Consider the following 21,810-nt stretch of genomic DNA (forward strand, 5'->3'; position numbering starts at 1 on the left):
AGTTGTTGACTAAAACATCTACCATTTTAGACTTTTAAGATGATTTTCTTCAAAGCTAATTGATTGGTTTTTGTCCATTTCGTCAGGTATGTTTTGCTAACATGCAACTCAATATTGCTGCTGATTTAATTTTAAGGAGTTTTTTATCGCTCAACTTTAGATCACATCAAACAATGTCAAAGATAACTGATGTGATCTATACGCTAAATTAGATTGTCTTAGTTTTTTGATTTATCAAATGCAACTGTAAAAATTAAATTGAGATTATTTTCGTCAAATGTACTATATTGCTATTTTTTAAAAATACATTTGAACTAAAAATCACCTTTTTTAAAGGTATTTTAATCGTTATTTTATAAGCCATGATCTTTTAGCGCACGACGAATAAATCCACTATTTTCTGATAGGACCTTTTTGGCTTGCGTAAAAGATAGATTAGCTAAAATCATTAAAATAGCTGTTTTACAGTGTCGATTACTTTGTTGTAATGCTAAAGTCGCGGTTTGTCGGTCACAATCGGTTGCTTGCATAACAATTGATATTTGGCGCTCAATCAGTTTAGCATTGGTTGCTTCAACATCTACCATCAAGTTACTGTAAACTTTGCCAATTTTAATCATACTTGCTGTGGTTAACATATTTAGTACAAGCTTTTGTGCCGTGCCTGCTTTCATTCTAGATGAGCCGGTGATCACTTCTGCACCAACAATGGGAGTGATTGCGATATCGGCTAATTCAAGCATGGGAGCTTTGGGATTGCAGCATAAGCTTACAACTTTGCACCCCAGTGATTTAGCAAAGTGCATGGCACCAAGAACATAAGGTGTGCGCCCACTAGCTGCAATTCCGACTAAAACATCGTTGGCTGATAAATTGATCTTGGTTAAATCACGTTCAGCTAATTGTGGATTGTCTTCAGCATTTTCAACAGCATGAAAGATTGCCTGCTGACCACCAGCGATTAAGCCGATGACCAGTTCAGGCGGTGTGCCATAAGTTGGTGGGCATTCACTGGCATCTAAAATGCCTAAACGCCCCGATGTGCCAGCACCAATGTAAACTAATCTACCTTGATTTAACAAAGCATGACTAACTACATCTACTGCTTGAGCTATGTTGCTTAATTCTTGCTCTACTGCTAAGGCAACTTTTTTATCTTCATTATTGATAATTTTAAGAATTTCTAATGTAGAGCAATTATCAATTTGTTCACTATTGAGATTGCGGCTCTCGGTTAACATAGAAGATAAATTAATATTTTGCATGTTTTCTTAATCCTAGCCATAGAAGAAATATTATTAGCGTAAATAAGCAACCAAAACCTACACCAATAGCAATAACAGGGAGGTTGAGCGCAACGGCTAAGGTATAAAGCCCTAACATGATCATCATTGCACTATATTCGCTTAAGTTTTGGATTGATATGACACTACCTGCACCGACTAAATCTTTGCCCATTTTTTGGATCAAGGCATTGAGTGGTACTAAGAAAAATCCACCTAGTGCACCAATGATCACTAATAAAATATAGGATGAAATGATATGGCTTTGCAATGTAAAAGCTATAACGGCAATGCCCATCATGATTCCAGCAGGAATACAACGTAATGTTTTATCGATCGAAATAAATGCACTAGCTAAACCAGCGCCAATTACAATGCCGATGGCAACAATGGCATTAAGATTGGTCGGGGTTGAATTGTCAACAATACCTAAAACCACAGGCACCCAGCTAATCAATAAAAAACGTAATGTAATGCCTGCTCCCCAAAATAGGCTGGTGCCTAATAGCGTATATAAAGCTTGTTTATTACTGAAGATGATTTTGACTGTGCGGGTAAAATCTTTCACCATACTGGTAAATTTCCAGTGAATATCTTTTCTTGCAGCAGGTAACTTGGGAATAAATATGTTAGCAATTACGGCGAGTGCATACATTAAAACACAAGTAAGTAAGGATGCACTGACATTCATATCGGCAATATGCCCACCAGCCAAAGAACCCAGCAGAATTGCTGCAATTGTTGATGCTTCAATTAAACCATTCGCTTTTATTAACTTATCACCCGATGTCAGCTCGCCTAAAATACCATATTTTGCTGGAGAGTAACCGGCAGCGCCAATACCCACTAAAAAATAACCGATAAAGGGACTAATATTTAAGCAGATACTTGCTGCGCCAATTAATTTTAGACCATTGGCTATCATCATCGCTTTGCCTTTAGACATACTATCGGCAAATTGGCCAACAAAAGGTGAAAGAATTATAAAAGGAACAACAAAGCTAATTTGTAATACTGATTGGCTCCATTGTGGGTAATGCAAATTTTTAATATAAGCAAGAATAGCAAAAAAGATTGCATTATCCGCAAATGCTGAAAAAAACTGCGCTAGCATGGTTGCTACCATGCCTTTGCTTAATAGTGAATATTGTTTCATAGTAGATTCTGACTTATTCATCGGCCATTTTTCTTAGCGTGATAAAATCGATTTTACCCGTGCCAAGTAATGGTAACTCTTTAACAACCCGAATATCACGTGGAATGGCTAATGTTGGTATACCCAGTTCTTGAGCGGCTTGATTGAGTAATTCTCGATTAATGTTAGACGATGTGGTAAACAGTACAATTGCTTCGCCTTTAGCCGAGTCTGTTTTCACTGTTGCGCCATTCATCGAATCGGGATCGACTTTTTTGGCTAGAGCTTCAACACTTTCTAATGACACCATTTCACCGGCAATTTTAGCAAATCGTTTTAAGCGTCCTTTAATGGTAACAAAACCTTCGTTATCAATAGCGACAATATCGCCAGTATCATACCAACCTTTTTCGACCTTGCCGTTTTCATCTGTGGCAGCAGGGACTTCAAGTTTACCTGGATTTTCAACACGTAAGTAGCCTTTCATCACGTTAGGCCCTTTTAATTGTAGTTCGCCACCATCGGTAATCCCTGATATCGGAATTAATCGTGAAATCATACCCGGTAGTAATCGTCCAACTGTGCCCGCTTTAAAGGCCATAGGCACATTAAGGGCAACAACCGGTGCACATTCGGTCACACCATAACCTTCTAAAATACGAATACCAAATTTATCTTTCCATTGTTCTCGAACTGAATCTGGTAGTTTTTCAGCACCCGCAACTACGTAACGTAAGCGCATAAAATCATAAGGGTGTGCATATCGCGCATAGTTAGCTAAGAATGTTGGTGTACCAAATAGAACAGTACAATTTTGGTCATAGATAATTTCGGGAACCATACGATAATGTAATGGATTTGGATATAAAAAGGTTCGACTGCCTGAAAACAGCGGTAAAAATAGACCAGCAGTAATACCAAAAGCATGAAACAGTGGCAAAGCTGACATAAAACGGTCAGCTGGTGTTGGATCGATAACTGTTCGAATTTGTTCTACATTGGCAATCAAACTATTATGGCTATGTACCACACCTTTAGGATTACCTTCAGAGCCGGAAGTAAAGAGTACTAATGCTTCGTCATCACTAGATTGACGACGCTGAACCAAACGTGGAATATATTGATGAATTAAAATATATAATTTATCACTGAAGGTTAAGCTTTTACGTAAATCTTCAAGGAAATACCATTTAACACCCTTGACTTCTTCAAGTAAGTAATCAAGCTTACCTTTTTGGATGAATTTTCGAGAAGTAATAATGGTTTTAATTTCAGCCGCTGTTACCGCACAGGTTATGCCTTTGGTGCCTGCTGTATAATTAAGCATTGCTGGAATTCTGTTTTTAACCGATAAACCAAAAATAGTTGCAACAGTAATTGTTGCATTTGGTAATAACAGCCCGACTCGTTCTTTTCTTTTTGTTATTTTAGCAATGATGCAACTAACACCAATAATTTGTTTAAGAAGGTTTCGGTACGACGCTTCCGATGTTGTCGGGTCTTGCACCATACGTGACTTAACCCCGTATTTTACTTGTGCTTCAAGTAAAGCTTCAAATAGTGTCAATTTGGGGCGACTTGCCATGCGAGCATTCATCATAATTTCATGCAGTTTTTCGCCTGCAATGTAACGCCTATCTCTGGCTTTTGGCGCATTTGGCATTGGAATAGAGGTCGGCTCAAGAACATGAATAGTTATCTTTGGAAACAAATGCCGTTTGAATAATCCTTTTAAACGACTGGTTAAGGTAAACTCCGCCCCTTCAATCCAAACTGGTACGATAGTCGCTTTAGAACGAGCCGCAACAAAAGCCGCACCATCATAAATTTTCATTAACGAACCTGTTATTGTGATTCGGCCTTCAGGGAAAATCACAATTGGCCGGCCTTTTTCAATTTCACGAACTAATCGTTTTATTGCCATAGGACTGATAGGATCCATTGGCACAAAATCAACATAACGCTTTGCTAAACGTACCAACCAATGGTCTATATAGCCTGCGTAGATAGCAAAAACAGGTTTTACTGGTAAAAAAACACCGATTAAAACGCCATCGAGGAAGGAAACATGATTAGGCGTGATAAGAAGCCTATCTTGTTTTAAATTATCTAGATTGCCATGAACTTTAACATGAAATAAAATCTTAAGAAAAAATTTTAGTATTTTAAATAACATCTGATTTCTCAATTGTCGTGCAAAATTACACTTTGTCATAATAGTGAAAAAGTAAGCAATATACAAGATAAGCAATTTATCCTGTTATTTCAATTAAAACAAAACATTATTATAAATGCCATTAGGGCTATTGAATAATTAGACAATCGATGTTGCTCAAAAAAATAAGCATTAAAAAATGGACTGGAGATAAAATGTTAATATTAACGGCTAATGAGATTAAAAAAGTTTATACCATGCAAGATGCGATTGCAGCAGATAAGCAAGCTTTGAAAATTTATACCGAAGGTAACAGTGAGGTACCATTACGGATTAATTTTGATATGCAAAAGGGGCAGAGTTTATTTATGCCTGCACATATAAAAGGGAGCGATATTGTCGGCATTAAAATTGTGTCAGTCTTTCCTGATAATCCAACCTTAGGTAAGCCATCAGTACCGGCACAAGTCTTATTGCTTAATCCACAAACAGGTGAAGTTTGTGCAATGTTAGATGGCACTTATGTTACTCAACTTCGAACTGGTGCGGTACAAGGCGCGGCAACAGATTTATTAGCGCGTAAAGATGCTCGTCGCGCGGTATTAATTGGTACGGGAGGACAAGCTGTATCTCAGTTGGAGGCAATGCTAACTGTTCGTCCACTAACAGACGTGGCCATTTTTGATATTGATAGTGAAAAAGCCAAACAGTTCACCGAAGCGATGAAAAGACAATTTGAACATTTCTCTGCTAATTTTTATTGCTCACAGGACTTGGATCAAGATATTAGTCAAGCCGATATTATTACTTCTGTGACGACTTCAAAAGTAGCGACGTTTAATGGTGCTAACGTTAAACCAGGCACTCATATTAATGGTGTTGGTGCTTATACGCCAGAAATGCATGAAATTCCAAGTGATGTAGTGAAAAAATCGTCTATTCGTGTTCTTGATACTAAAGCAGGTGTTTTTGCTGAAGCCGGCGATATCATCGATCCGATCAATCAAAAGTTAGTGTCTAAAGATGATTTTTTAGAATTAGGCAATTTAGTGATGGACTCTACGCTATGTCGTGAAAATGATCAGCAAATTACGTTATTTAAAACCGTTGGTACCGCTGTGCTAGATGTTTACGTTGGCTATGATATTTACTTAAAAGCCAAACAAAAAGCAATCGGCTTAATAATATAAAATAGGGCAATAGCCCTTTTTTTTACACAAATTTTTAAGTAAGCAATAGCCTTTTATCGATATAAAACTTAACTTTTTAATTCTTCTTTTTGCGAACGCCCAAGTAATGCCATTGCCGCTTGTTTTGGATCTTTATGTTCATATAGGACTTGATATATCTGTTCTGTAATTGGCATATCGACGTGATTGTTTTTAGCTAATAGCCAGACTTCTTTGGTGTTTTTATATCCTTCGACAACTTGAGCTATCGTTTTTTGTGCTTCTTCAATGGTTTTATTTTGACTTAATAATATACCAAAGCGACGATTACGTGATTGATTATCAGTACAAGTTAAGACCAGATCACCAAGCCCAGCCATCCCCATAAAGGTGGCAGGGTCAGCGCCAAGTTTAGCACCTAATCGCATCATTTCAGCCAATCCTCGGGTAATTAGCGCTGTTCGAGCATTGGCACCAAAACCAAGTCCATCAGATAGACCTGCACCAATAGCAATAACATTTTTGACAGCGCCACCTAGTTGTACGCCAATAAAATCTTTACTGCTATAAACACGAAAACTTTTACTACAGTGAAATAAATTCTGTAACTCAGTTAAAAACAAATCATCGGTCGATGCAACGGTTACCGCAGTGGGTAAACCTGATGCGACTTCTTTGGCAAAGGTCGGACCAGAAATGACTGCTAAAGGAATTTCATTACCTAGAATTTCTCTTGCTACATCTTGTAATAAACGTCCTGTGTCGGCTTCTAAACCCTTTGTCGCCCAAACGATTTTTGAATCTTTACGTAAAAAAGGTTTAATTTGCTTTAAAATAGTAGCAAAAGCGTGACTAGGTACTACAATAAGTAAGATGGGTGCAGCACTAACAGCGGTTTGTAAATCCGTTTCAACCTGTAATTCAGGTGGAAAAGCAATATCTGGTAAAAATTGCTTATTTTGCCTATCTTGCTGCAAAATAGTCATTTTATCAGGGTTATGACCCCATAATAGTGTTGGATGACCATTACGAGCCAGTAATATTGCTAAAGAGGTTCCATAGGAACCTGCTCCAATGACTGTTACTACAGCGCTTTTTTTCATGAATAATCCGATAAACTGATTAAAAATTTATTGCCAAACAACCACTATTGTAGTGTTTCAGCAGAACTAGCTTCAGCTTGTTGTTGAAGATAGTTAAGGAATAGTGCATCAAAATTTACTGGCTCTAAATTGAGTTGAGGGAATGTACCTTTGGTCACTAAACTTGACACGACTTCTCGAGCATAAGGGAACAATATATTTGGACAGTAAGCCCCAACGCAGTGTTGTATTTGGTTTTCATCAAAGCCAATTAATGAAAAAATACCGGCTTGAGTAACTTCACATATATACACAACTTCATCTTGTGACTTCACTGTTACTGTGACGCGCAAAGCAACTTCATACACGCTTTCATTCAAAATTTGAGATGATGAATTAAGTTCAATATTCATGTCAGGTTGCCATTGTTTTGTAAAAATTTCTGGCACATTATTGGTTTCGAACGAAACATCTTTAGTATAAATACGTTGAATTGCGAATTGTGTTTCGGCTTGTTGTGTATTGTTTTGTTCAGTCATGATAAAACCTTATTTATTTTTAAATTATATTATTTTCTAACTAATGGTAAATTTTCGCCATTCCATCCAGCAATGCCATCTTTTAAGGCATAAACATGTAAAAAACCTTGTTTTACAAGAATTTCTCCAATATTTGTTGATGATAAGCCATTTTCATCGATTAAAATAATAAGATCCTCTTTGAATTTATCAATGGTTTTGGCGCTTGCATTTTTAATATCAATCGGCAAGATATTATGAGATTCAGTCACATGCCCTTTTTTGAAGCTATCAGCAGAACGAATATCAACAATAACGGCATTTTGCTTATTGATCATATTGATTGCTTGAGCATTATTAATAATCTTAACTTTCGATAATTTGCTTTTAATCGTTAATACAATGATTGCAATGAATAACACAATCCAACCGAGTGAAAGTAAAAGGTGATTTTTTACAAAAGGAATAATTTCGAGTGTAATAAAGTCCATACTTATGTGATTACCTGATTTTTTCGATATAAGCTAAGATTATAGCGATATTATGCGGTGAAATATAGTACCATTATGTGAAAACATTATTAATGTCATGATGATTATTCGATTTTTAAGTTAAAAATAGATGACTTTAAACAGAATGATATTGATAAGGTTACTCAATTGATTACGTTTTTCTAATTTAGTGATATGAATTCCAATCAAATATCCTCCAAATAACGCAAGGAATCTTTATTAGTTTCTCCTATTTTTTGCATATCATGGTGACCAATTTTTCTGGTTTGTTTCAATATTAACCATCGAACAGACAACAAATAGCACTTACTTTTTCTAATACTAAAATAACACTGAGCAAAACTAAAAATTATTATTGAATTATCATGAGGCATTAAAAAATGCTGGAGTAAAGTTCAAACAAAATATCTGTATGCACCAATACTGAAAGTTTATAAAAGCTGCAACTGTATATAACTTATTTTATATTGGTTTTAGTTTAAGCTTTTGTAATCTTTGATTAGGTAGCAATGATTGGTTTTGGTGCATTACTTTGGTGCTTATTGCTTTATTTTGGTGCAATAATAATATTTGTGTTATTATCAGGTTAGCTTATTGACCACTTAAGCATGGTTAAAAAATGGCATCATATTTGCATAACTGTAAACAACTTGGCAAAAATGCCTTTTAAACTGAACAATTATTTGTCCTTAATGGAGAAGATACATGTCTACACAAAAAGTTTTAACACTAATTAAAGAAAACGATGTTAAGTTTGTTGATTTACGTTTTACCGACACAAAAGGTAAAGAACAACACGTAACAATTCCTGTTAGCCAAATTGATGCTGATTTCTTTGAAGATGGTAAGATGTTTGACGGTTCATCAATTGCAGGTTGGAAAGGTATTAATGAATCAGACATGGTATTAATGCCAGATGCATCAAGTGCGGTAATTGATCCATTTTTTGAAGATGTGACGTTAAATTTGCGTTGTGATGTTTTAGAGCCTGCGACATTGCAAGGTTATGATCGCGATCCCCGTTCAATCGCTAAACGTGCTGAAGAGTTTTTAAAATCATCAGGTATTGCTGATACGGTTATTTTTGGACCAGAGCCAGAATTTTTCTTATTTGATGATGTGCGTTTTGGTACGCCAATGTCAGGTAGCTTTGTACATATTGATGATATCGAAGCAGCTTGGAACTCAGGCACTAAATATGAAGAAGGCAATAAAGGCCATCGTCCAGCAGTTAAAGGTGGTTACTTCCCACTTCCTCCCGTTGATTCATCCCAAGATATTCGTTCTGAAATGTGTTTAATCATGGAGCAATTAGGTTTAGTTGTTGAAGCGCATCACCATGAAGTAGCAACAGCAGGTCAAAACGAAATTGCTTGTCGTTTTAATACATTAACTAAAAAAGCCGATGAAGTGCAAATTTATAAGTATGTAGTACAAAATGTTGCGCATGCTTATGGTAAAACAGCGACATTTATGCCTAAACCGATGTTTGGCGATAATGGTTCAGGTATGCACTGCCACCAATCATTAGCCAAAGATGGGGTAAACTTATTTGCAGGCGATAAATATGCGGGTCTATCTGAAATGGCGCTATATTATATCGGTGGTATTATTAAACATGCTAAAGCAATTAATGCCTTTACCAACCCTGCAACTAACTCGTATAAACGTTTAGTCCCAGGTTATGAAGCACCAGTGATGCTTGCTTACTCAGCACGTAACCGCTCTGCGTCAATTCGTATCCCTGTTGTGACTAGCCCTAAAGCACGTCGCATTGAAGTTCGCTTCCCAGATCCAGCCGGTAACCCATACTTATCATTTGCAGCGCAGTTAATGGCTGGTTTAGATGGCATTATCAATAAAATTCATCCGGGCGATGCGATGGATAAAAACTTGTACGATTTACCACCAGAAGAGTCTAAATTAATTCCACAAGTGGCTGGCTCACTTGAAGAAGCACTTAATGCTTTAGATGCTGATCGTGAGTTCTTAACTCGTGGTAACGTATTTACTAATGACACTATCGATGCTTATATTGATTTAAAACGTCAAGATGTTGATCGTGTTCGTATGACTCCACATCCTGTTGAATTTGAGTTGTACTATAGTTTATAAGTTATTTTCGATTTAACTTAAAGTGCTCCACCGCTAATCAGCGGTGGTGTCTAGCGAGGGCGGGAATTGAAACGATGACATTTGATAATGAATCTGATGCTAATCTTGTTCTCGATTCAATAATCACAAGTATTTTATTGCTCGATAAAAATCTTCATATTCTTTATGCCAATACGGCAGCTCAGCAATTATTATCGCAAAGCACAAAAAAATTATTAGAGAGTTATTTGCCTGATTTATTGAGCTATTATTCGTTGGATTTTGAACTCATGTTAAGTGCGTTAGAACAAAATCAAGGTTTTACGGATAATGAAGTCAATTTAGTGATTAATAATGAATTGCATATTTTATCATTAACGGCACAATTATTAGCAAATGGACGCATTCTTATTGAAATGGCGCCATTAAATAACCATAAGCGTCTTAGCCAAGAGCAATTACAACAAGCTCAACAAAGTGCTGCTCGAGAATTAGTTAGAGGGCTTGCTCATGAAATTAAAAATCCATTGGGTGGTCTACGTGGCGCAGCTCAATTATTATCTCGGGAATTACCTAAAAATGAATTACAAGATTATACACAAATTATTATTGAGCAAGCCGATAGACTCAGAAACCTGGTTGATAGATTACTGGGCCCTCAGCAGCGGTTACAGCAAAAAGAACAAAATATTCACAAAGCAATAGAACGAATCTATGCTTTACTCTGTTTAGAAAAGCCTATTAATATTCAAATTTTACGTGATTATGATCCAAGCTTACCTGAGTTAATTCATGATTCTGAACAGATAGAACAAGTGATTTTAAATATTGTCCGTAATGCATTGCAGGCTATAGGAACAAAAACAGGAACAATAACGATAAGAACAAGAACAGCCTTTCAGGTGACTTTACATGGACAACGTTATCGACTTTGTGCCCGCATTGATATTGAAGATAATGGGCCTGGCGTACCGGTTCATATACAAGATACCTTGTTTTATCCAATGGTGAGTGGTTATGAGGGGGGAACAGGAATTGGACTTTCGATTGCACATAATATAGTCGATCAACATCATGGAAAAATTGAATTTAATAGTTGGCCTGGACATACTGAATTTTCTGTCTATTTGCCAATTAAACAATGAGGTAAATTAAAATGAATGTTTGGATTGTTGATGATGATAGTTCAATTCGATGGGTATTAGAAAAAGCACTTACCAATGCTCACTTTAACTGCGTTACTTTCGCGAATGGTCAAGAAGTGATTGATGCGTTAGATACGCATGTGCAAAAACCTGCTGTATTGATCTCGGATATCAAAATGCCAGGACTTGATGGGTTAACCTTGTTACATTATGTGAAGGAACAAATACCGAATTTACCTGTAATTATCATGACAGCCCATTCAGATCTTGATGCAGCGGTCAATGCTTATCAAAAAGGTGCTTATGACTATATTCCTAAACCATTTGATGTGGATGAAGTCATTCAATTAGTTGAACGCGCAATTTTACAAACGCAAACAAACAAGACAAGTCAAACCACAACAGCAAAAGCCTCAACCGGTATTATTGGTGAAGCCCCCGCGATGCAAGAGGTTTTTCGTATTATTGGGCGGTTATCTAAATCATCGATTAGTGTATTAATAAATGGTGAGTCAGGAACCGGTAAAGAGTTAGTTGCCAAGGCGTTACACATCCATAGTCCGCGTTCACAATCGCCTTTTATTGCTCTTAATATGGCCGCAATTCCTAAAGATTTGATTGAATCCGAACTTTTTGGGCATGAAAAGGGCGCTTTTACTGGCGCTGCTCAAATCAGACATGGTCGATTTGAACAAGCTAATGGTGGAACCCTATTTTTGGATGAAATTGGCGATATGCCGTTAGATGTGCAGACGCGATTATTACGCGTACTTGCTGATGGACAATTTTATCGAATTGGTGGTTATTCACCGGTTAAAGTCGATGTACGGATTATTGCCGCAACCCATCAAGATCTTCAAGCGAGAGTAAGAGAAGGTAAATTTAGAGAAGATCTTTTTCATCGTTTAAATGTTATTCGTATTTTATTACCACCGTTACGAGACAGAGCACAAGATATTCCAAAACTTGCTGAACACTTTTTGCATACAACTGCAAAAGAATTAGGTGTTGAAAGTAAAATTTTTAGTCCAGAAGCTTTAAAAATTTTATGTATGTCAAAATGGCCAGGGAATGTTAGGCAGCTTGAGAATACCTGTCGATGGGTCACAGTTATGTCCTCAAGTAAAGAAATACTGGTACAGGATTTGCCACCTGAACTACTACAAATGTCTATGCCTAAAAATTCAATAGAGTATGAACCCCACTCTCAACCATTTCATCAACCAGAGCTTGAAATGAATTGGCAAAATTTACTTGAAAATTGGGCTAAACAAGCACTAATTGCAGGCAAAACGGGTATATTAACCGAAGCAGTAAACGATGTTGAACGTATTTTATTGAATTGCGCGTTAAACTTTACGCGTGGTCATAAACAAGATGCCGCACATTTATTAGGATGGGGACGTAACACGTTAACAAGGAAGTTGAAAGAATTATCAGATGATACACAAAATAAATTAGATGAGCTTTGATCATTAATTAAATAAGTTAGTTTGATTACTTTTGAATTAAAGTTTTTAAACTAACTCAATTAAAGTTTATTTGAACAACGACTTTTCAATTCTTAACAAAAAATTTGTATATTTATTTCTGATTTTCTCTCATTATTAATTAGAACCATAATTAACATTTTTCTATTTTTAGAGCAATGTGATTCATTTAATATGATTTTGGTTGTTATTCTTTTAAAAAAAACAAAAAATAACTTTTCGCATAAAAAAACGAATTTATGCAGAAATATATTGACATTTGGGAAGGGAAACATATTTAATGTTTAAAACGCAAAACCTGTAAAACCCTATTTATCGTTAGATAAATCGTTATATTTAAGTTTATTCTTTCACTCTAATCATTTTCGATCCTCAATTAACTTCTTATTCTCCTTTTTAAGAGGAAAAACAGCTCTTTTTAATCAGAAAATATTTAATTCAGTTTCTTTTTATTTAAAATTTATTGGTATCATTTTAGGATTAATCACTGCTAATTCAGTTAATTCGTTAACTGCCACCACTTCAGCTGCAATTCATGGCAATGCACCATATTTAACTTTTGATAATGGAGCAACTAGCAGAAATAAAACAGATCCGCTTTTGAATATTACGCTTTACGATGGTCGAAGTTATAGCATCAAAGATAGTTTATCGACAAAAAGCAACCCAATTCGACTTCCTGCTGGAGGCGAAAAATTAAAAAATATTAAAACTGAACTTCCTTTAAATAAACTGAAAATCAGCTTGTTAGATCTAATTTCAAGTAAGGGTTATTGGAAAGATAATGATGGTGATAAGTTGTATACTGTTTCTGGCAATTTAACGTTAACGGTTAAAAGCGCTGATGGTGAAATGGTAAATAACCCTGAGCAGCTTTTGAATGATGCTTGTAATTCTCCCTATCAACTCAGTTTAACCAGTGATAGCGGCATTTTATCAACTCGCTATGGCTTGCCAAATTCTTCTAATTTTATTGGTAATCAAGCAGTTTACTATCTTATCCCTAATAAAGTGACCACTCCTTATTTTTGCTTTGCTCCGCCTAATTTAAAGTATAATGATAGCGATCCTTTTCCAAATTTTACATCTATGTCGGGACCAACAAGTCAATGGGATGGTAGTAAAGGATTTAAACTTCAAACCTTATATCAACCTTCGACCAATTTTCCAACCACAGCATCAAAAGGACTGTATTTTTATTTAACGGTAGCAGGGGCATTATCAAGTGAATTAAGCTATAGTAAATCGCCACAAAACTCTGGGATTAGCTTAAATATTACAACCGATAATATTAAACAAATCAATGTTGCTAAAGTAGAATTTCAAGGACCAGATAATGGTTCAAGTGCTGCAGAAGCTGCAACTGCAAAAGATCCAACTACTTTTACCATTTATTCAGATAAGAATAAAAAAAATATGATATACCGCTTCACAATAAGTAAATGGTTTATAGCAAAACCTGGTTATATTGACTATCCTTCTGCTAAATCCTACTGTGAAAATTTAGGTTACAAAATAGCTAGTATTATTGACTTAACTAATGCAAATGGTTGGGAATGGCAAGGTGGTTTGCCTAATCAACCCAATAATTACCAGCGTAGAATTGGTCAAACTTTATTTGCTGAATGGGGATTTACTGATAAGAATTATTATACAAATAGTGATCTAGAGTATGGTGATTATTGGACTGGGCAAATATACGACAATCTGAATGAGCCTTATCTTGTCCATTCAGATACCGGTGATGTATATCATGGTTATCTTGGTGGTAATAAACAGCGAGTTGCTTGCGTTAACTGATAGCTTTAACACAAATTTAGTATGAAAATTATTTCCTCACAGCCAATTATAACGGTGTGAGGAGTCGCACTAATAACATTGTCATCTTCACTGGATAAAATGTATTTATTCGATTGTTATATTTCTAATCTACCTAAGACACCCATTCTTTTATTCTATTAAAGTTAATTGAATAGCTTTATTTTTTTCGTTACAATCTAATGCAAATGATAATTGTTATATTTATCATTTCTTTTTTTATCAAGAATGATGATTAGGAGCCAAAATGTATTCACGTATCAAATTTAAGTTTATAGTGTTGTTAACAGCGCTATTTGTGTTAGCGGGATGTGATGATAATAAAAAAAATGAGCAAAGTTCAGTTAATAAAATAACCATTGAGCATGCGCAAGGTAAAACTGATGTACCTGAAAACCCTAAAAAGGTGGTTGTTTTTAATATCGCAACACTCGATATTATGGATGCTTTGAATATTCCTGTCTCAGCGGTTCCTCAATCTGATGTGCATTTCCCTGATTTTTTATCGAAATATAGTGATAAAAGTTATACTAATGTGGGGACGTTATTTGAGCCAAATTATGAAGTTTTAAGTTCATTAGCGCCTGATGTTATTATCGCAGGTGGTCGTGCGAACGATGTTTATAATAAATTAAATGATATTGCGCCAACTATTTCTCTTGATATTGATCCAAATAACTTTTTGGCAAGTTTAACACAAAGAACTGAACAATTAGGCACGTTGTTTAATAAACAAGATCAAGCTAAAAAGCTTATAGCTGATTTTAATCAAAAAATTGAACAACTTAAACCAAAAACAAATACCGCTGGAAGTGCACTAGTCATTATGGTTAATGGTGGCAAAATGTCAGCATATGGACCAAAATCTCGCTTTGGTTTTATCTTTGATATATTAGGTTTTAAACCTGCCACAACATTCCAAGAAGCAGGGCGTCATGGTAACGCAGTTACCTCTGAGTTTATTTTAAGTGTTAATCCACAGTGGCTTTTTGTTTTAGATAGAGATAATGCTATTGGAAATAAAGAAGCGCAATCAGCTCAACAAGTTTTAAATAATGATTTAATTCAAAAAACGGATGCATGGCAAAATAATCATATTGTCTATTTAGATTCAACCTCAATGTATATTGCTGGTGGTATTCAAACTTATAGCCACTTAATGGATCAAATAAGCGAAGCTTTACAAAAAACATCAGCTAATTAATCAAAGATATGGTTAAGTCGTTTTATTTTATTACAGGCATTTTCATTTTGTTGATAATGTCTGTAATAAGTTTATTTATTGGGGCTGGGAATGTCACGCTATCTGATCTTTGGATCGATAGTACCATGCGAGAGATTTTTTTTGTTAGCCGCGTTCCCAGAACCGTTGCTTTATTATTTGCAGGTAGTGCCATGAGTGTTGCCGGTTTAATAATGCAATTGTTAACCCAAAATCGATTTGTTGAACCTACTTTAGTTGGCACTACTCAATCAGCCAGTCTTGGTTTATTAATCATGATGGTGCTTGCACCGAGTGCAAGTGTGATGACAAAAATGGTTGTTGCCAGCTTATTTGCTATGGCGGGTACAATGATTTTTATGGTGATTTCCCGAAAAATCATTTTCAAATCAGCATTGATGGTGCCGCTTATTGGTATTATGTTGGGGGCAGTCATTAGCGCGATTACAACATTTTTCGCTATGTATTTTGATTTATTACAATCGCTTGGTGGTTGGGAATCAGGCGACTTTTCAGGTATTTTACAAGGCCGTTATGAATTATTATGGTTAGTCGGCGGTTTGACATTGCTTGCTTGTTGGAGTGCCGATCAATTTACCGTTGCAGGTTTGGGACGCGACTTTTCAGTTAATGTAGGTCTTAATTATCGTCGAGTCATGTTGACGGGACTTATTGTTATTGCATTAATTGGTGGGATTGTTGTTGTGGTCGTTGGTGTTTTACCTTTTTTAGGATTGATTGTGCCAAACATTGTAAGTTTATTATTTGGTGATAATGTTCGTAAAACGATACCTTGGATCTGTTTATTTGGCAGTGGATTAGTATTAATTTGTGACATTATTGGTCGGCTAATTCGTTATCCCTTTGAAATTCCCGTGAGTGTTATTCTTGGCGTAGTTGGCGCTATTATTTTCTTAATATTATTGAGTCGAAGACGCCATGTCAGTTAATCAAAAACGTTATACAATAAGTCAAAAAAGAGTATTTTTGTTATTTATTCTGTCTTTAATTTGTATAAGTTGTTTTATGACTTTAAACCTTAAAGGCAATATTAGTTATATATTGATGCACCGTACTTGGATTGTTTTAACCATGATTCTGGTTGCTTTTGCTGCATCGACTTCTACCTTACTTTTTCAAACCGTGACCAATAATCGAATTTTGACTCCATCAATTATGGGATTTGAATCTTTGTTTGTGTTAATCCAAACGATTGTGATCTTTTTTATTGATACACAAGGTATTCCCTATATTGGGATTATTGGTAAATTTGTATTTGAATCATTATTATTAATTTTATTTTCTCTCTTTTTATACCGTGGTTTATTCACTAAACTCAAACAAAATCTACATTTAGTTTTACTAATCGGTATTATTTTAGGTACGTTGTTCCGTAGCTTTTCTAACTTACTGCAACGTTTAATGACGCCAACAGAATTTGCTGTGTTACAAAGTCGAATTTTTGCAACATTTACCCGTGCTGAACCTATCTTGATTATCTTTTCATTAATAATAGCCGCTGTGATTGGTGTATTTTTGTGGAAAATGCGATTTCGATTCGATGTACTTGCTTTAGGTCGGGATAATGCGATTAGTTTAGGTATCGATTATCAAAAGAGCGTTACAATAATTTTATTACTCGTTTCAGTTTTAGTCGCAATATCGACGGCATTGGTTGGACCGTTTACTTTTTTGGGTCTATTGATCGCTAATCTTGCTTATAGTATTAGCGGATCAAGCCAACATCGTTATTTACTGCCTACCGCTTTTTTATTGGGTATCATTTTTCTGGTCGGTGGGCAAATGTTTCTAGAGCGTGTGTTAAATATGGTTGGCGCTTTATCTATAGTGATTGAATTTATTGGTGGTTCTTTGTTTATTTTCTTATTATTGAAAAAGGTTCCAATGTGATTGAAATTGAGAATGTTTGTAAAAATTATCAAACTATACCCGTATTAAAAAATGTCAATGCGACTATTTCGCAAGGTGGGATTACGGCAATTATTGGACCGAATGGTGCAGGTAAATCAACGCTTTTATCAATTATCAGTCGACTGTTATTGGCTGATGAAGGTGTTGTTAAAATTCAAAATATGGATGTTGTTAATACACCAAGTGATAAACTTGCGACCTATTTATCTGTTTTAAGACAAGAAAATCGGTTTACCAGTCGGTTAACTGTTTTTGAACTTGTTGGCTTTGGGCGTTATCCTTATACCAAAGGGCGCTTAAATGCTGATGATTATAAGCATATCAATCAAGCTCTGGATTTTTTGAATCTTACCGAATATAAAGATCGTTTTATTGATGAATTATCCGGTGGTCAGCGCCAGCGTGCTTATGTGGCTATGATTCTTTGTCAAGATACCGAATATGTCTTACTCGATGAACCACTCAATAATTTAGACATGAAACATGCGGTTGCTATGATGAAACAATTACGTCGAGCAGCAGATGAACTCGGTAAAACCATCGTTATTGTCATTCATGATATTAATTTTGCATCCGTTTATTCAGACTATATTTTGGCGATGAAAAATGGTGAGCTTGTTTATCAAGGTAGTCCAGAGCAAATTATGAATTCACAACTTTTAGAGGATATATTTGATACTCCTATAAAAATTGAGAATGTCCAAAATCAAAATATTGCGATTTATTATTAACTTATTTTTTATGCTTGATATCGAACATAAACGAATTCAAACTTTAACCAGTTGAACAATGATTGTTCCTGCATTAACACTGTTAATCATCAGATAAAACAATTAAGGTTTACAATTTCTCTTTATTCATGTTTAATTGCCAACAATATGTTTGCTGAGACTATATTATGAAATTAGACGAAATTGCTTTGTTAGCGGGTGTTTCTCGAACTACAGCTAGCTATGTAATTAATGGAAAAGCAAAAAAATATCGTGTTAGTGATAGAACGATTGAAAAAGTCTTAGCGGTCGTTAAAGAGCATAACTATCAACCAAATCAAGTCGCAGCAGGACTAAGAGCTGGTAAAACACGCACAATAGGTATTATTATTCCTGATTTGGAAAATAGTAGTTATACAACAATTGCCAATTACTTAGAGCAATTAGCGCGCAAAAATGGATATCAATTATTACTTTCATGTTCTGAAGATAAACCAAGTATTGAGCAAGAGTGCGTAAGGCATCTTCAGCAGCGGCGAGTTGATGCTTTAGTCATATCTTCATCGTTTGTGTCTCCTCAAGATTATAGGTTTTATGATGGTTGGCAAAATAACCAAATTCCATTATTTGCCTTAGATAGAACATTATCCAATAATCAATTTAGAAACATCGTTGGATCTGATAAACAAGATGCCAAAACGTTAGGCTCCACGTTTAGTCAATTTGTTGATGGAACTGTCGTTTATATTGGTGCTTTGCCTAATTTATCGGTTAGTCAATTACGTCTTGAAGGATTTGAATCAATTGCAGCAAACCAGTTTAATAAAGTTGATTTTTTATATGCAAATAATTATAGTCGCTGTGACGCCGAAATTGTATTTAGTCATTGGTTAGAAACGCATGATATACCCGATGGTATTTTCACTACCTCCTTTTCATTATTACAAGGCGCGATTGATTCAATTTTAAAAAAATTTGGCTATCTACCCAATCAACTGACGATTGCTACTTTTGGTGATCATGAACTGCTTGATTTTTTACCGTGTAAGGTGATATCGCTTGCTCAAGATCATCAAGAAGTTTCACAAGTTGTTATCGCATTATTAATGGAAAGCTTGCGTGAACAAAGTTATAAGCCTGGTACAACCATTATTCCAAGGCGGTTGCTATATAGAGGAAGCTTGGGTAGAGCCTGTCTGAGCGATTATAAAAAATAACTTTTTTAAGTTTTAATCAAAAAATTGGATCTAGATCACATATTAATTATTAATAGAGATAATTTATTTGATAAATATTTTAATTGTATTCATCATTGCTGAAACGATTCAATATAATTCAATTAAGGATTTAGAATTGTTGAGTTATTTTAGCAAGCCCAACATTTTAACCCAGAGGTATTTATTCTATGTTTCATTTAGTTAAAGAAAATATTCATTTAAATGAACAAGCGACTAACAAGCAAGAAGCAATAAAAAAAATTGCCGCAGCATTAACGAGTGCAGGTTTTGTTGAAGATGGATATGTTAAAGGTATGCTAGAGCGAGAAGAGCAAGCTGCAACCTATCTGGGTATTGGTATCGCGATTCCTCATGGCACCACAAAAACTCGACATTTAGTGAAAAAAACAGGTGTACAGGTATTTTGTTTTCCAAATGGCGTTGAGTGGGGTGATGATGGTGAAAAAGCTTACTTGGCTATTGGTATTGCGGCAAGCTCTGATGAGCATTTAGAATTACTTCGCCAATTGACACATGTTCTTGGTGAAGATGGCGTTGAAGATAAAATTAAAAAAATTCAAACAGCGGATGAAGCAATTGCTATTTTAACTGACAAAGTAGAGCAACAAGATAACAAATTTACCATTCATCAAGATTCAGTGTTATTAGATATTCAAGCAGATAGCCTAGCAACCCTACAAGCATTGAATGCTTCGCGTTTAAAACAGCACAATGCAGTGAATGCTAATTTTATTGCCGATGTGCTTGATAACAAACCTAATTATTTAGGCAATGGGATTTGGTTAAGTGATAGTAAAAATGGTAATTTAAAAAATGCGATTGCCATTAGCCGTACAGTTAGTCATCTGAGTGAAGATAGTAAACCTGTAAAATTACTTATAACAATGTCGGTTGTTGATGATTCAGTTGCAGAAGTTGTGCATCACATCGCATCGTTGATTTTTAGACAAAAATTAGACCAACTTTTAACAGCAAATGTCGACCAATTAAGTCAGCTACTTATTTCTGGTTCTGAGATCAATAATTCTGAGCATGTTGAATCGATTCCTACTCTTGCTCAATCTAATGCAACCGAATCAAATGATAATGAATTAAGTCGTGAATTTGTTATTCATAATGAAAATGGCTTGCATACACGCCCATCATCTGTATTAGTTAAATTGGTCAAAGAATTTAATAGTAAAATAACAGTTGCCAATTTAGATGGTAAAGGCGAACCTGTAAGTGCAACGAGCTTAATGAAGATTGTTGCTCTGGGTGCTAAAAAAGGCAGCCGTCTTAAATTTACTGCTGTTGGACAAGATGCTGAGCAAGCGCTCAATGCCATAGGTCAGGCCATTGCTAGCGGATTAGGTGAGGGAACTGAATAATGACTTATCGTGTTGCAACAATTACATTAAATCCCGCTTATGATCTATTGGGTTTTTGTCCTAAAGTTGAACTTGGTGATGTTAATTTAGTGCAGACAAATGCATTACTGGCTGCTGGTAAAGGGATTAATGTTGCCAAAGTACTATCAGATCTGGATGTTAAGCTAACGGTAGGCGGTTTTTTAGGTAAAGAAAATCGTGATGGCTTTAACTTACTGTTTAAATCACTAAATGTCATCGATAAATTTCAAACCATTGATGGGCGCACCCGTATTAATGTTAAATTAACTGAAGAAAATAGCGAAGTTACCGACCTAAATTTTTCTGGTTTTACGATTAACGATCAAGATTGGCAGACTTTCGTTACCGATTCATTAGAATGGTTAAAAGATATAGATATGGTTGCCATTAGTGGTAGTTTACCTGCTGGCGTATCTCTGGAAAAGTTTACAGAATGGATGAAGCAAGTTAAAGCAATTTGCCCTAAAGTGGTTTTTGATAGTAGCCGTGATGCTTTAGTAGCAGGTCTTAAAGCCAACCCTTGGTTAATTAAACCAAATGATAAGGAACTTGAAATGTGGGTTGGTCGAAAGTTATCTACGCTTACTGACATCAAAACAGCTGCTTTACAAATTATCGATAGTGGTATTGAAAATGTGGTCATCTCACTTGGCAGTAAAGGTGCATTATGGGTAACAAAAAATGAAGCGTGGATTGCTAAACCCCCAAAATGCCAAGTTGTTAGTACAGTTGGTGCGGGTGACTCAATGGTCGCTGGATTAATGTATGGTCTTATGACTAATCAATCAATTAAAGATACGTTAGTGTTTGCATCAAGTGTTGCAGCGCTATCTGTTGAACAAGCAGGCGTAGGCATTTCTGATCGTCAAGCTGTAACAAATATGCTCGGCAAAATTGAAATTAACGCTGGATAGGA

Annotated in this window: 18 protein-coding genes; 12 read left to right on the forward strand and 6 right to left on the reverse strand. The window is 35.5% G+C overall.

Features of this window, described 5'->3' with window-relative positions; genetic code table 11:
* Nucleotides 1-353: 353 nt before the first annotated feature.
* From murQ to aas, 3 genes are read right to left on the reverse strand one after another with little or no spacing between them, the layout of a single operon-like run.
* Nucleotides 354-1,265 carry an N-acetylmuramic acid 6-phosphate etherase gene (gene murQ / locus J3U56_RS00135; protein ID WP_267366265.1) on the reverse strand — a complete coding sequence of 304 codons (912 nt, stop codon included), beginning with the start codon at nucleotides 1,263-1,265 and terminating at the stop codon, nucleotides 354-356.
* Entirely contained in the window at nucleotides 1,252-2,460 is a 1,209-nt protein-coding gene (gene lplT, locus J3U56_RS00140; RefSeq protein WP_267333802.1) for a lysophospholipid transporter LplT, read from the reverse strand. The genes murQ and lplT overlap by 14 nt, the downstream gene beginning before the upstream one ends.
* Nucleotides 2,453-4,594 (reverse strand): bifunctional acyl-ACP--phospholipid O-acyltransferase/long-chain-fatty-acid--ACP ligase, encoded by a 2,142-nt coding sequence (aas, locus tag J3U56_RS00145; protein ID WP_267366267.1) that lies wholly within the window; start codon nucleotides 4,592-4,594, stop codon nucleotides 2,453-2,455. Before aas ends, lplT begins: the two co-directional genes overlap by 8 nt.
* A gap of 194 nt (nucleotides 4,595-4,788) precedes the next feature.
* Between aas and J3U56_RS00150 the strand changes: the two genes are divergently transcribed.
* The gene (locus J3U56_RS00150) at nucleotides 4,789-5,763 is read left to right on the forward strand and encodes a hypothetical protein (RefSeq protein ID WP_267366269.1); all 975 of its coding nucleotides are present in this window, start codon (nucleotides 4,789-4,791) and stop codon (nucleotides 5,761-5,763) included.
* Nucleotides 5,764-5,831: 68 nt separating this feature from the next.
* Here J3U56_RS00150 and gpsA read toward each other — a convergent pair whose 3' ends face one another.
* The 3 genes from gpsA to J3U56_RS00165 are packed head-to-tail and all read right to left on the reverse strand — an operon-like array spanning nucleotide 5,832 to nucleotide 7,833.
* The gene (gpsA, locus tag J3U56_RS00155; protein ID WP_267366270.1) at nucleotides 5,832-6,845 is read right to left on the reverse strand and encodes an NAD(P)H-dependent glycerol-3-phosphate dehydrogenase; all 1,014 of its coding nucleotides are present in this window, start codon (nucleotides 6,843-6,845) and stop codon (nucleotides 5,832-5,834) included.
* A 44-nt stretch (nucleotides 6,846-6,889) separates the two neighbouring features.
* Nucleotides 6,890-7,363 carry a protein-export chaperone SecB gene (secB, locus tag J3U56_RS00160; protein ID WP_267333798.1) on the reverse strand — a complete coding sequence of 158 codons (474 nt, stop codon included), beginning with the start codon at nucleotides 7,361-7,363 and terminating at the stop codon, nucleotides 6,890-6,892.
* Between the two features lie 29 nt (nucleotides 7,364-7,392).
* Nucleotides 7,393-7,833 carry a rhodanese-like domain-containing protein gene (locus tag J3U56_RS00165; RefSeq protein WP_267333797.1) on the reverse strand — a complete coding sequence of 147 codons (441 nt, stop codon included), beginning with the start codon at nucleotides 7,831-7,833 and terminating at the stop codon, nucleotides 7,393-7,395.
* A gap of 726 nt (nucleotides 7,834-8,559) precedes the next feature.
* On the opposite strand from J3U56_RS00165, the gene glnA reads away from it, so the two are divergent.
* The 11 genes from glnA to fruK all read left to right on the forward strand — a co-directional run bounded on the left by glnA (nucleotide 8,560) and on the right by fruK (nucleotide 21,808).
* On the forward strand, nucleotides 8,560-9,969 hold the full coding sequence (gene glnA, locus J3U56_RS00170; protein WP_065633690.1) for a glutamate--ammonia ligase: 1,410 nt from the start codon (nucleotides 8,560-8,562) through the stop codon (nucleotides 9,967-9,969).
* 74 nt (nucleotides 9,970-10,043) lie between these two features.
* A complete protein-coding gene (gene glnL, locus J3U56_RS00175) occupies nucleotides 10,044-11,093 on the forward strand; it encodes a nitrogen regulation protein NR(II) (RefSeq protein WP_267333796.1) in 1,050 nt (349 codons plus the stop codon).
* An 11-nt stretch (nucleotides 11,094-11,104) separates the two neighbouring features.
* Nucleotides 11,105-12,565, forward strand: coding sequence for a nitrogen regulation protein NR(I) (gene glnG / locus J3U56_RS00180; protein ID WP_267333795.1), 1,461 nt, complete (start codon nucleotides 11,105-11,107; stop codon nucleotides 12,563-12,565).
* A 618-nt stretch (nucleotides 12,566-13,183) separates the two neighbouring features.
* On the forward strand, nucleotides 13,184-14,383 hold the full coding sequence (locus J3U56_RS00185) for a hypothetical protein (RefSeq protein WP_267366272.1): 1,200 nt from the start codon (nucleotides 13,184-13,186) through the stop codon (nucleotides 14,381-14,383).
* Between the two features lie 265 nt (nucleotides 14,384-14,648).
* Nucleotides 14,649-15,605, forward strand: coding sequence for a siderophore ABC transporter substrate-binding protein (locus J3U56_RS00190; RefSeq protein WP_267333793.1), 957 nt, complete (start codon nucleotides 14,649-14,651; stop codon nucleotides 15,603-15,605).
* An 8-nt stretch (nucleotides 15,606-15,613) separates the two neighbouring features.
* Nucleotides 15,614-16,573, forward strand: a complete 960-nt coding sequence (locus J3U56_RS00195) for an ABC transporter permease (protein ID WP_416379591.1) — start codon at nucleotides 15,614-15,616, stop codon at nucleotides 16,571-16,573.
* Nucleotides 16,563-17,534 (forward strand): iron chelate uptake ABC transporter family permease subunit, encoded by a 972-nt coding sequence (locus J3U56_RS00200; protein WP_416380225.1) that lies wholly within the window; start codon nucleotides 16,563-16,565, stop codon nucleotides 17,532-17,534. Before J3U56_RS00195 ends, J3U56_RS00200 begins: the two co-directional genes overlap by 11 nt.
* Complete coding sequence (locus tag J3U56_RS00205; protein ID WP_267348411.1) at nucleotides 17,531-18,286, forward strand: ABC transporter ATP-binding protein; 756 nt, start codon at nucleotides 17,531-17,533, stop codon at nucleotides 18,284-18,286. Before J3U56_RS00200 ends, J3U56_RS00205 begins: the two co-directional genes overlap by 4 nt.
* Before the next feature lie 167 nt (nucleotides 18,287-18,453).
* Nucleotides 18,454-19,482, forward strand: a complete 1,029-nt coding sequence (cra, locus tag J3U56_RS00210; RefSeq protein WP_267333789.1) for a catabolite repressor/activator — start codon at nucleotides 18,454-18,456, stop codon at nucleotides 19,480-19,482.
* A 188-nt stretch (nucleotides 19,483-19,670) separates the two neighbouring features.
* A complete protein-coding gene (gene fruB, locus J3U56_RS00215; RefSeq protein WP_267343681.1) occupies nucleotides 19,671-20,873 on the forward strand; it encodes a fused PTS fructose transporter subunit IIA/HPr protein in 1,203 nt (400 codons plus the stop codon).
* Nucleotides 20,873-21,808, forward strand: coding sequence for a 1-phosphofructokinase (gene fruK / locus J3U56_RS00220; RefSeq protein ID WP_267366276.1), 936 nt, complete (start codon nucleotides 20,873-20,875; stop codon nucleotides 21,806-21,808). Before fruB ends, fruK begins: the two co-directional genes overlap by 1 nt.
* Nucleotides 21,809-21,810: the final 2 nt, after the last annotated feature.

This window comes from Gilliamella sp. B2824, from assembly GCF_026536245.1.
GTDB lineage: Bacteria > Pseudomonadota > Gammaproteobacteria > Enterobacterales > Orbaceae > Gilliamella.

What these genes read in the sequence shown, in the direction of transcription:
- murQ (WP_267366265.1), bottom strand. Translation starts at nt 1,265, where the DNA reads ATGCAAAATATTAATTTATCTTCTATGTTAACCGAGAGCCGCAATCTC.
- lplT (WP_267333802.1), bottom strand. Translation starts at nt 2,460, where the DNA reads ATGAATAAGTCAGAATCTACTATGAAACAATATTCACTATTAAGCAAA.
- aas (WP_267366267.1), bottom strand. Translation starts at nt 4,594, where the DNA reads ATGTTATTTAAAATACTAAAATTTTTTCTTAAGATTTTATTTCATGTT.
- J3U56_RS00150 (WP_267366269.1), top strand. Translation starts at nt 4,789, where the DNA reads ATGTTAATATTAACGGCTAATGAGATTAAAAAAGTTTATACCATGCAA.
- gpsA (WP_267366270.1), bottom strand. Translation starts at nt 6,845, where the DNA reads ATGAAAAAAAGCGCTGTAGTAACAGTCATTGGAGCAGGTTCCTATGGA.
- secB (WP_267333798.1), bottom strand. Translation starts at nt 7,363, where the DNA reads ATGACTGAACAAAACAATACACAACAAGCCGAAACACAATTCGCAATT.
- J3U56_RS00165 (WP_267333797.1), bottom strand. Translation starts at nt 7,833, where the DNA reads ATGGACTTTATTACACTCGAAATTATTCCTTTTGTAAAAAATCACCTT.
- glnA (WP_065633690.1), top strand. Translation starts at nt 8,560, where the DNA reads ATGTCTACACAAAAAGTTTTAACACTAATTAAAGAAAACGATGTTAAG.
- glnL (WP_267333796.1), top strand. Translation starts at nt 10,044, where the DNA reads ATGACATTTGATAATGAATCTGATGCTAATCTTGTTCTCGATTCAATA.
- glnG (WP_267333795.1), top strand. Translation starts at nt 11,105, where the DNA reads ATGAATGTTTGGATTGTTGATGATGATAGTTCAATTCGATGGGTATTA.
- J3U56_RS00190 (WP_267333793.1), top strand. Translation starts at nt 14,649, where the DNA reads ATGTATTCACGTATCAAATTTAAGTTTATAGTGTTGTTAACAGCGCTA.
- J3U56_RS00195 (WP_416379591.1), top strand. Translation starts at nt 15,614, where the DNA reads ATGGTTAAGTCGTTTTATTTTATTACAGGCATTTTCATTTTGTTGATA.
- J3U56_RS00200 (WP_416380225.1), top strand. Translation starts at nt 16,563, where the DNA reads ATGTCAGTTAATCAAAAACGTTATACAATAAGTCAAAAAAGAGTATTT.
- cra (WP_267333789.1), top strand. Translation starts at nt 18,454, where the DNA reads ATGAAATTAGACGAAATTGCTTTGTTAGCGGGTGTTTCTCGAACTACA.
- fruB (WP_267343681.1), top strand. Translation starts at nt 19,671, where the DNA reads ATGTTTCATTTAGTTAAAGAAAATATTCATTTAAATGAACAAGCGACT.
- fruK (WP_267366276.1), top strand. Translation starts at nt 20,873, where the DNA reads ATGACTTATCGTGTTGCAACAATTACATTAAATCCCGCTTATGATCTA.